The 10,922-nt window shown below is 32.9% G+C and carries 11 protein-coding genes; all 11 read right to left on the reverse strand.

Annotated features, from left to right (window positions below; translation table 11 throughout):
* Positions 1-211: 211 nt before the first annotated feature.
* On the reverse strand, positions 212-922 hold the full coding sequence (locus CD147_RS07785) for a DivIVA domain-containing protein (RefSeq protein WP_103166848.1): 711 nt from the start codon (positions 920-922) through the stop codon (positions 212-214).
* 42 nt (positions 923-964) lie between these two features.
* Positions 965-1,756 (reverse strand): YlmH family RNA-binding protein, encoded by a 792-nt coding sequence (locus CD147_RS07790; protein ID WP_169926899.1) that lies wholly within the window; start codon positions 1,754-1,756, stop codon positions 965-967.
* 102 nt (positions 1,757-1,858) lie between these two features.
* Complete coding sequence (locus tag CD147_RS07795; RefSeq protein WP_103166850.1) at positions 1,859-2,155, reverse strand: YggT family protein; 297 nt, start codon at positions 2,153-2,155, stop codon at positions 1,859-1,861.
* A gap of 12 nt (positions 2,156-2,167) precedes the next feature.
* Positions 2,168-2,761, reverse strand: coding sequence for a cell division protein SepF (locus CD147_RS07800; RefSeq protein ID WP_103166858.1), 594 nt, complete (start codon positions 2,759-2,761; stop codon positions 2,168-2,170).
* 11 nt (positions 2,762-2,772) lie between these two features.
* Complete coding sequence (locus CD147_RS07805; RefSeq protein WP_103166851.1) at positions 2,773-3,441, reverse strand: YggS family pyridoxal phosphate-dependent enzyme; 669 nt, start codon at positions 3,439-3,441, stop codon at positions 2,773-2,775.
* 46 nt (positions 3,442-3,487) lie between these two features.
* The gene (gene pgeF, locus CD147_RS07810; protein ID WP_103166852.1) at positions 3,488-4,279 is read right to left on the reverse strand and encodes a peptidoglycan editing factor PgeF; all 792 of its coding nucleotides are present in this window, start codon (positions 4,277-4,279) and stop codon (positions 3,488-3,490) included.
* A gap of 253 nt (positions 4,280-4,532) precedes the next feature.
* A complete protein-coding gene (gene ftsZ, locus CD147_RS07815) occupies positions 4,533-5,714 on the reverse strand; it encodes a cell division protein FtsZ (protein WP_103166853.1) in 1,182 nt (393 codons plus the stop codon).
* Positions 5,715-5,743: 29 nt separating this feature from the next.
* Complete coding sequence (gene ftsA, locus CD147_RS07820) at positions 5,744-7,180, reverse strand: cell division protein FtsA (protein WP_103166854.1); 1,437 nt, start codon at positions 7,178-7,180, stop codon at positions 5,744-5,746.
* A gap of 103 nt (positions 7,181-7,283) precedes the next feature.
* Entirely contained in the window at positions 7,284-8,564 is a 1,281-nt protein-coding gene (locus tag CD147_RS07825; protein ID WP_103166855.1) for a cell division protein FtsQ/DivIB, read from the reverse strand.
* Positions 8,565-8,579: 15 nt separating this feature from the next.
* Positions 8,580-9,929 carry a UDP-N-acetylmuramoyl-L-alanine--D-glutamate ligase gene (gene murD / locus CD147_RS07830; protein ID WP_103166856.1) on the reverse strand — a complete coding sequence of 450 codons (1,350 nt, stop codon included), beginning with the start codon at positions 9,927-9,929 and terminating at the stop codon, positions 8,580-8,582.
* A 1-nt stretch (position 9,930) separates the two neighbouring features.
* Positions 9,931-10,896, reverse strand: coding sequence for a phospho-N-acetylmuramoyl-pentapeptide-transferase (gene mraY, locus CD147_RS07835; protein ID WP_103166857.1), 966 nt, complete (start codon positions 10,894-10,896; stop codon positions 9,931-9,933).
* Positions 10,897-10,922 lie beyond the last annotated feature (26 nt).

A 10,922-nucleotide genomic window follows, 5' to 3' on the forward strand; every position in this document is an offset into this window, starting at 1 on the left:
TAAATATAAAAAGAACTCTAAGTTCAACTAAAAAGGGACGGAATCACCGCGGTACCACCCTTGTTAACTCAACTTAGAGTTCTCTCTTATAAAATATTATAATATGATAAGTCAGTGATATAAGAAATACACTTTTGCTAGGCTTCCACCTACCCTAACTCGCTGTGAAAAGTTTACTATTTCCTACGCGTCTGACTTTTGAAAATAAATACTATTTATTTGATTTCGTTTGATTTGGCTCTTCACTTGACTTAAGTGAGTTAGATTCATTCGTATTAACTGCATTATTATTAGTTGAACCTGTCACACTTTGTGAATTAGCATTGTTACTTGTACTTTCGCTATTATTAGCATTATTTGCTGATTGCTGTGTTTGGGCTTGCTGTTGCTCTTCAGGAGTAATATCTTGATTGTTTAAATGTTGGAAGTTCTCTTGAGTTACTTGTTCAGCATCAATGTCATAATTAAGCAAATAATCCCAATCGTCATTTTTAAGTAAATCTAATTGTGCTTCAACTAACATACGGAAACGTGATCTAAATATTTTAGATTGACGTTTCATGTCTTCAGTTTGGAATGATAAATGTCGTGCTTTTTCAATGGCATCATTTACAATTAAATCTGCTTGAGCTTGTGCTTTACTAATTGTTGCTTCCGCTTCTTTAGTAGCAGCTAACTTAGTTTCTTCACCTGCTTGTTGTGCTTGCACAAGTGCATCACTTACTGATTGATGGACTTGTTGATAAGATTTAATATTAGTATCTCTCTCTTCAACAACTTTTTCAAGTTGTTTTTTTTCTTCTTTTAAGCGCTCAATTTCGTTGCTTAATTGAGTTAAATAATCACTAACTTCTGCAGGTTCTAAACCATTTTTAACTTTAGTAAATTCTTTATTCTTAATTTCACTAGGTGTAAAAGGCATTCCATATCCTCCTCAAATCAGACTATAATTTATATTTCATATTTACTTGAATAGCGTTCGATAAGTTATGTGTATTTTGTCTTTTTTTGTTCTACCACCCACTTCGGTAATTTGAGCACGCCCAAAACCTTGGATGGATAATAAATCATTGGTTTGTATTTGAAAATCAGGTGAATCGATAATTGTATGGTTAACTTTCACACGTTTCTTTTCGATAAGTTGTTTCGCAATTGATCTTGATTTGTGAATCATTTCTTTTAAAACAACATCTAATCTTAAAGCGCTAACTGTGCTACCTTGATTTTTCCAATTCTCTACTGATTGTATCATATCTTTAAATGGAATAGAATTAAGTTTCACTGATGCACCTTTTATCTTTGTTAATTCCAACAGAATATATGATTCTAACCGCTTTGTCAAAATAAATTGAATTGTTTCGCCTACAATAATATCTCCTAGCTGATCTCTTTCTATACCCAGGGACATTAATGTTCCTAGTACATGTTGATGTTGTAGTGTAACAAATTTCTCAGGATAGTTGATTTGAATAAGTACTTCTTCAAAATCTTCTTCAGTCGGCTCATAGTAACTTGGTGCGATAATCGCGCGTTTTCTTTCTGCATTTTCTCCACCAAAGAAACTTACATGCATATCTTCATAACTTCCTACAATTACTTCCAGTATATATTGTCCTCTTGGATCCAGAAAATGGGTTAATACTGGTGCATATTGTTGTTCTACTTGAGTACATTTATCAATAAATTGATCAATTAATGTTTGTTCTTCAGTTCTAAAATGTTGATATATATCGATGGCTTTAACCTCCTTTTTCAAATAAATAGACTCTTAATAATATTTAAACCATATCTCATAAATAAAACATAAAAATAGTCTAGAACACGGTTGACGTTCCAGACTATCAATAAAAATATAAAATTAATGTAGCATCAAATATCTTATAATCATACTAAAAATACTTTGTAACCCTGCTTGGAACAGTATAAGCACGAAGAGTGCCACAAGTGATGAGATATCAATCATTCCAATAGGTGGAATTATCTTTCTAAAAGGCTCTAAAAATGGCTCATAAAGCTTTCCTAAAACGTCGCCAAATTTAGATTCTCGTATACTTGGCACCCAAGAAGTAAAGAAATAGATAATCATCCCAAAGTAATAAATTTTGACTAAAAATAAAATAAATGAAAAAATACTACTTAATAAGCCAAGGTCCATATATTAAACTCCTTATTCGTAGTGTTGTGACTCCATCTGTTCAATATGATCAGTAATACTACCTGCAACTTCGACGTTGTCAGGTGTACAAAGGAATATATCAGTCCCAACACGTTGAATATCTCCACCAATAGCGTAAACTGTACCACTTAAGAAGTCGATGATACGTTTAGCTGAAACTTTATCGATACGTTGTAAATTAACTAACGTTGCACGACGATTTTTCAATTCATCTGCAATATCTTGTGTATCTGAAAAGACACGTGGTTCAAATAAGCACATTTTTGAACTTTCATATGTACTATACTCTTGTGAAGATTGATTCATCGTTACTACGTTCTTAGTATTCGACTTTGAAGGTGTGTGATTCATACGATTGTTCCTTTCTTCTGAGTTATACGCTCTTGTTGTTTTCTTAGTTGGCACAGATTTTAAATTACTTTGCTTTGTTTGATTAGCTTGTTGACGTTCTGGTTGTTGTTGTACATTATTGTTCTGAGACGCTTCATTTTGAACCGTTCGTTGTTGATGCTCTTCTGGGCCTTCAACTACTTCTTCTTCGTCATCCATTAGAAAAAAATTGTTAAATAAATCTTTTATAGCCACGGCATTCACTCCTATTCTCCTACAAGTTTAGTCCCTATTCTTATAAATGAAGCACCTTCTTCTACAGCAATTTGATAATCGTTGCTCATTCCCATAGATAAATATTCACAAGGTGCATACTCTAAAGCAAGGTTTTTAATTTCATCACGTTTCTCTCTTAATTGTTTAAATACTTGACGAATGTAATTCGTGTCGTCAGTATACGGTGCCATAGTCATTAATCCAACGATTTTAATATTTTCATATTGCTTGATTTGTTCAATAAAATCATTAACTTCATCTAATGCAATCCCATGTTTACTTTCTTCACCAGAAACATTGACTTGTACGAAACAAGAAATAGGATGATTAGCTCTCTTATTAATTTCCTTAGCAAGACTTAAACGATCTAAAGCATGAAGGTAATCAATATCGTTAATAACTTCTTTTACTTTTCTCGATTGTAAAGAACCAATGAAATGCATTGTGACATCATCAGGCAAAGCTTCTTTCTTCTCTAAAAAACCTTCTAAACGGTTCTCCCCGAAGTGTCTCAACCCTGCTTCATAAGCTTCTTTAGCTCGGTCTATTGTAACATATTTCGTAACTGCTATCACGTTTGGTGAAGACGTTGACTCACTTTTTTCAAAATGTATATTAATTTCTCTTTCAATTATTTCTAAGTTATCTTGTACTTTCATTTAAGTATCTACCTCTTAATGAGAATTTCTATTTTTACAAATATTATTATTTTTGTCCTATAAATGCTAGCATTCTACCAGTTTGTCCCTTTTCAATGCGATATGAGAAGAAAAGAGACAAATCTTCTGAAGTTGCATAATCAGTAATATAAATATTATCTAAAGGAACACCATGATGGTTAAGCAGTAATGCATTGGCGCGTTTTAAATCAATGCCGTGACGATTAGTGTCTCTCGTCTCAATATATTTAGATGTATCAATAGGTAATGTTTCAAATTTTGATTTTATATCATCGTTGATTTCGTAGCTCATAGATGTAGACGGTCCAATTACAACTTTTAAATCTTCCAAGTTAAAATCGATATTATCTAACATTTTAACTACAATTTGGCCATAAGTACCTCGCCAACCTGCATGTGCTAATCCTATAAAATGGTGCTTTACACTATAGAAGTAAACAGGCACACAGTCTGCGTAGCACATTGTTAATAATATATTAGAATCGTACGTATACATTCCATCAATACCATGTAATTGATTGGTCAATTCATTAATATTTTTCCCCTGATCACGTTGAGTCACGTGGGCTATGTTATTTTCATGAGTTTGTAATGGAAAGACCCACTGGTCGCGTTGAAAATCAATAGCTTCGGCTAACATATGTTGATGCTTTGTAACATTGATTGGATTATCATCAATGTAACGTGCCATATTGAAAGAGCCTTCTGGATATAAGCTGTAGCCACCCTCACGCGTTGTGAATCCAAGTGTTATATCATCAATATCGCTAGATTCATATTTTAAATAATGAGGATACTTAATAAACTTCTTTGACACGTAAACAAAACCACCTTCTAAAATTTCTCTATTTTAAAATTTAAAAACGCAATCTTTACTCTAAACATGAACATACTTTTATTATATAACAATATTCACTTTATTTTAAAGTAAATAAAAAAGGGGTAGAACAGAATTCATAAGCGAATTCAAAGTTCCATACCCCTACAAGGAAAGACTATTCATACATGAAATAACCATTCTAACTGCTAATTCATGTATTAACAAATATTAGTTAAAACTTATTTATCAATTAACGTCTAGTTCTTCTAGAACGTCTTTCTTCTCTATTTCTGATAAAGCTAGGAATATCATCGTCTTTAGTAGAATGACTTCTTTCACTTACACTTTCAGAAGAACGTGAGCTTGTAGTTCCTTGACCAAATGAATCTTCTTTAGGTGCACTTGTTTGAGTTGACGCACTTGATGTAGCGCTTGTACCAAAACCAGTGCTAGAAGCTTTACGGCCTTGTGATGTTGGTTTATCTTCGAAACCTGTAGCAATAACTGTTACAACGATTTCATCTTGTAATTCTGGGTTAATTACTGTACCAAAGATCATGTTTACATCTTCATCTGCAGCATCTTGTACGATGTCTGCTGCTTCTTGTGCTTCGAATAATGAAAGTGATTCTCCACCAGTAATGTTCATTAATACGCCTTGCGCACCAACGATTGATGTTTCAAGTAATGGTGATGAAATTGCTTTTTTAGCAGCTTCCACAGCTCTGTTTTCACCTGAAGAAACACCAATACCCATTAATGCAGAACCTTGGTTAGACATAATTGTTTTAACGTCTGCAAAGTCTAAGTTTACTTCACCAGAAACTGCGATTAAGTCAGAGATACCTTGAACACCTTGGCGTAACACGTTATCTGCTTCTTTAAATGCTTCCATCATTGGAGTAGATTTATCAACGATGTCTAATAAGCGGTCGTTAGGAATAACGATTAATGTATCTACTGCTGCTTTCATAGCTTCAACGCCGGCAGCTGCTTGAGTAGAACGTTTGCGTCCTTCGAAACCAAATGGACGAGTGACAACACCAACAGTTAACGCGCCCATTTCTTTAGCAATTTTAGCTACTACTGGTGCAGCACCTGTACCAGTACCGCCACCCATACCAGCTGTAACAAACACCATATCTGCGCCTTGGATAGCATCTTCAATTTGTTCACGTGATTCTTCTGCAGCTTTTTTACCGATTTCAGGGTTAGCACCTGCGCCTAGCCCACGAGTTAATTTTTCACCGATTTGGATTTTAGATTCAGCTTTAGATAAGTTTAAAGCTTGTCCGTCTGTATTAATTGCAATAAATTCTACGTTATTCATACCGTGGTCAATCATGCGGTTAACAGCGTTATTACCGCCGCCACCTACACCGATGACTTTCAATGTCGCTAAATGATTAAATCCTTGTTCAAATTCTAACATTTATATTTCCTCCTAGTCTTAATGGCCAATCATTCAAATAAAGATTTCATAAGTTTTTTAAATTTACCCTCTTCTTTTTGAGGTCTTTCTTGTTCATCATCATAGTGATGTTCAGTTTCTTGATGTTCTTCTGGAGTTTCATACTTATCATGATTGTCTACTTTTTCAACTCTGTCATGTGGTTCATTGTAGTTTTCTTCATAAGTATCTTCATTTTTAGTTGATTTACGTTTAAACCAATCAAATCCACCAGATTTGGAAGCGTTATCTTTTTCATCTTCTTCAATAACTTCTTCTTCAAATTCATCATTATCGTGATAATTTATTGTAACATAATCTAACAACTCATCAAAAGCGATACTACTAGATATAGTAGAAATTGCTGAAGTAAATTCAGGCTTTCTAATACCCATTTGTGATGGCGTATGAATTCTTATTTTTTCATTAACCATAGTATTCAATAACTCTTTAACACCTAGTAAATTAGATGAACCACCAGTAATGATGAAACCACCGTTAACTTTAGTTAAACCTAAGTCAACTAATACATCAAAGACTTCATCAATAATATCTTGCATTGTACGTTCAATAATCGCACTTAAATCTTTTTGCGTATACTCTACTAATTCATCACTATCTACTTGATCTACGCTAAATACGTCTTGATCTGAAGCTGAGTTAGTGAAGGCATGTCCATATTGATGTTTAATCTTCTCAGCAGTTTCATATGTAGTGTTTAATTCTTCCGCAATATCATCTGTGATGTCTCGTCCTGCTAGTTCGATTGAGTCTGCGTCTACTAATTCACCGCGTTCATAAAAAGCGATTTGTGTTAAATCTTCACCAATATCAATAACACAAGCACCTAATTCTTTTTCAGTTGCTGAAAGAATTGAACCATAGTTATATGCATCAGAGTAAACATCTAATACATCAACGCCACATGATTCTACACATTTAATCATATTAATTAAAATAGATTTATGGATAGCAATGACGCCAGCTTCTACTTTTAATGAATGTCTAGCAATAAGTTCTTTCGGATCTGAAACTTCGTTATCGCCATCAACAATGAATCGAAGAGGGAAGACATCAATAACGTCTGTATCTGGAACGTCATTTTTTTGACGAATACCTTCCAACACTTCTTCAATATGTGTGCCGTTTATTTCAGTATCTTCATAAAAATCAATTTCATTAACTTCATCGTATACTTCAGTACCTATGATAGGTAGTTTTAAGAAAACTTCTTTAATGTCTACACCAGATGCGATAGAAGCTTTTTTAATTGTATCTTTAATTGCTTGTTTAGCAATGTCAAAATCATCAATCAATCCATTCTTTATACCGCTAGTGTAGGTTTGTCCTGTACCTATCACATTTATTCCATTGTGAAATTTTTCGCCTACTATTGTTTTTACGCTTGATGAACCAATATCTATGCTTACATAGTAATGTTCCTCCATAGATAGGCACCTCCTGACAAATTACTATTAAAATACACTATGTTTAGTTTACAATACGATGTTTGCCTTGTGAACTATAAACACATATTAATATCGAAATTTTTTAATTATTTGAATCTGATTGTTCGTTAATTTTATTTAAAGCGCTCTGTAATTCATCTTTTGCATCTATTTCTTCTTGAGATTTTTGACGAACGTTCTGATCTGATTTAGAATCTGAGCCATTGTTCTCCTCATAAGGAATGAATGATGCACCTACTGATAAATCAATATACCCTCGAGTTTTAAGATTTCCTGAATCATCTCTAGATAGTGATTGTGACATTTGTGGATAGTATTGAATTTTTTTTGCAATCGTATCTATATTCCCTACCACTTGCATGTCATCTTTCATAAACAACAAAATTCTGTTTTGATTATTTTGTTCTGGAGCATATTTAATTTCAGAAATCATATCTCTTATATCAGAAGACATATTAGATAGCGCTTTAATTATGTTATCCTTGTCATCGCCTTTAAAGTCGTCCAAAATTGGCCCACTTCCAGCAATATCACCATTATAATTTTTGAGTTCTTTATTACCTTCTATAATGGGGACATACTTGTTTTTCTCTTTAACAATACCTACAACTTCATTTTCAGTAACTTTTACATTAATTATATTAGGTAATTGCTTATCTATTTCTACATTTTTAATAAGATCATTTTTTTCTAAGTTATTGATACTTTTTTTCTTACTATAGGTATACATGCGTGAGTTATCTTTAATATCTAAGGCTTTCTTAATTTGACTATTACTTACATTTTTATTACCTGTTATATTTATATGAGCAATTCTACTTAAAGGTGTAAACATATAAATTAAAAATAATAAAATTAATAGTACTAAAATAGTTATAACTGTATATTGAATTTGTTTTTGTCGCTTTCGTCTTTCAATTCTTTGTTGTTCTCGTTTTTCTTGAAGCGACATGCCTTCATATTTATCTTGTTTTTCTTGCTTTTTACTCTTCCGTTGACTGTTGAAATTTTTAAGGCTACTAAATGAAAGCTTGTTGTTATTCTCTTTGCGTTGTTTCTTAGAGTCTGATTCAGTATGATTTTGAGATGTCTTTGTTGTTTGTGAATCTGATTTTTTATTGTTAATGGAATGTGGCATCTTTGTATCATCTTTATCTTTTCTATCTTCTTGATGACCTTCGACTCCATCCTGTTTTCGATGAATTTTATATCTCTCTTCATCATCATATGTTAAATCGTCACTTAAGTCGTTTTTTTTATTGAACGCATTATCTTCTGTTGAATCTAGGCCGCGATTACTTCTTTTTTCAGCTCTTTTAATAGCTCTTAACTTACGTTCGTTTTTCCTTTTATTATCATCCATTTGGTTTCACACCCTTTAGTAAGATGGCAAGTGTGCACGGAAGCTCTCAATAAATCGTTCACCACGTTCCTCGAATGTACCATATTGATCCCAACTTGCACATGCAGGAGATAATAACACTACTTCGTTTGGCTCGATGACGCCTTGAACTTTTTCGACTGCATCTTCAATATCAGTTGCTTTAACGACTACTTTACCTTGACTATTACCTAATTTAGCAAACTTTTCTTGAGTCTCTCCAAAGACAACCATGACGCGTACATTTTTCATGTAAGGTATTAGTTCATCAAAGTCATTACCACGATCTAATCCTCCGCATAGCCAGATAATTGGTTGTTTGAATGAATTTAATGCAAATTGTGTCGCTAATGTATTAGTAGCTTTTGAATCATTGTAATATTTATTAGTTCTATTAGTTCCAATATATTGCAATCTATGATCAATTCCTGAAAATGTAGTTAAACTATCAATAATTGCTTTAATTGGTACTCCAGCTAAAATTGCTGCTAATACAGCTGCTAAAATATTTTCTAGGTTATGTTCTCCTGGTAATACAAGGTCATCAATATTAATGATTCTAATCCCTTTATAAATGATGAAATTGTCTTTAATGTAAATACCGTCAACTTCTTGTTGCGTAGAAAAGTATAATGTCTTAGCTTTTAATGTTTCAGATTCAATTAAATGTCTTTGGTGATAATTACAAATTAAATAATCACTTTCTAATTGATTCTTGTATATTTGTTTCTTAGCATTTTGATAATTTTCTAATGTTTCATGATAATCTAAATGTGCAGAATAAATATTAGTAATAATAGCAATATGAGGGCGATAAGTTTCGATTCCTAACAATTGGAATGAAGACAACTCAGTAATTAAATATTCTTCTGGTGACGTCTCTTGCGCTACTTTGGAAGCTACATAACCAATATTACCTGACAAACGACCAGTCAGCCTGCTTTTTTGGAACATATCTCCAATCAAAGATGTTGTAGTTGTTTTACCATTTGTACCCGTTACCGCAATAATAGGTGCTTCTGATATTAAGTAACTCAACTCAACTTCAGTTAAAATTTTTAATCTACGCTCTTCTGCCGCTTTAATAATTGGGACTGTATAAGGTATACCTGGATTTTTAACAATAATCGGATTGTTGTCTAATAAAGATAATGGATGCCCACCGTCAACAATTTTCACACCTAATGTTTCTAAATCTTTAGCGTGAGGATCTTGTGATAAATCTTTACCATCATTAACAGTTACTTTAGCACCTAATTTAGTTAATAATTTAGCCGCTTCATATCCACTCTTTGCTAACCCTACTACAAGAACTTCTTTATTTTCTATTCCTGTATAATTCAGCATGTTAATGCACTCCTATCCATAATCCGATTAATCCTGAAATTAGACCTACTGTCCAGAATACTGTAACAACTTTCCATTCACCCCATCCACTTAACTCAAAGTGATGGTGTATAGGGCTCATCTTGAAGATACGTTTTTTAGTTAACTTATAAGACGCAACTTGTAGCATTACCGATAAAGTTTCCACTACAAAGACTAAACCAATAAGTAATAAAGATAGTTCTTGATTTAACATGATTGAGATAGTTGCGAAAATCCCACCTAATGCTAAACTTCCTGTATCACCCATGAAAACTTTGGCTGGGTTAAGGTTATACGGTAAGAATCCAAGTAATGCGAAAATCATAATAATACAAAATGCGCCAATAGCTGGTGAATCTAAGACAAAGCTCATGATAGCAAACATCGTAAAACCAATAATTGATAATCCAGTTGCTAGTCCATCTAAACCATCTGTTAAATTCACGGCGTTTGAAAATCCTACTTGCCAAAATACAATGAAGATAACATACCCAAATGATAACGGTATGCTTACATTAGTAAAAGGTATGTTTAAATCAGTTGAAAATTCAATTAAGTGAAGTACATCACTAAGAACAAAGAAAATAACTGCAATACCGATTTGAGCTAGAAACTTTTGCTTACTTGTTAAGCCTTGATTATTTTTCTTAACAACAATAATGTAGTCATCAATAAATCCAATCAATCCAAATCCAATAGTAACAAATAACAAGAGAATAATCGGATTGGAATTATCGATAAAGAAAATCGCTATAATTGAAGCGATGATAATACTAATTAAAAACGTTAGTCCACCCATAGTAGGTGTACCCGTTTTCTTCATGTGACTTTGTGGGCCCTCTTCCCGAATACTTTGACCAAATTTCATTCGTTTAAGCGTTGGAATTAATACAGGCACTAAAATGAGAGTGATAACTAATGCGATAATCGCAAGTATAAAAAGCATAATATTCTCCTTTATGTATATTAAAT

It is taken from the genome of Staphylococcus devriesei (assembly GCF_002902625.1).
GTDB lineage: Bacteria > Bacillota > Bacilli > Staphylococcales > Staphylococcaceae > Staphylococcus > Staphylococcus devriesei.

Excerpts from the sequence above, each read along its gene's own strand:
- CD147_RS07795 (WP_103166850.1), bottom strand. The coding sequence starts at position 2,155 with ATGGACCTTGGCTTATTAAGTAGTATTTTTTCATTTATTTTATTTTTA.
- ftsA (WP_103166854.1), bottom strand. The coding sequence starts at position 7,180 with ATGGAGGAACATTACTATGTAAGCATAGATATTGGTTCATCAAGCGTA.
- murD (WP_103166856.1), bottom strand. The coding sequence starts at position 9,929 with ATGCTGAATTATACAGGAATAGAAAATAAAGAAGTTCTTGTAGTAGGG.
- CD147_RS07805 (WP_103166851.1), bottom strand. The coding sequence starts at position 3,441 with ATGAAAGTACAAGATAACTTAGAAATAATTGAAAGAGAAATTAATATA.
- CD147_RS07785 (WP_103166848.1), bottom strand. The coding sequence starts at position 922 with ATGCCTTTTACACCTAGTGAAATTAAGAATAAAGAATTTACTAAAGTT.
- ftsZ (WP_103166853.1), bottom strand. The coding sequence starts at position 5,714 with ATGTTAGAATTTGAACAAGGATTTAATCATTTAGCGACATTGAAAGTC.
- CD147_RS07825 (WP_103166855.1), bottom strand. The coding sequence starts at position 8,564 with ATGGATGATAATAAAAGGAAAAACGAACGTAAGTTAAGAGCTATTAAA.
- mraY (WP_103166857.1), bottom strand. The coding sequence starts at position 10,896 with ATGCTTTTTATACTTGCGATTATCGCATTAGTTATCACTCTCATTTTA.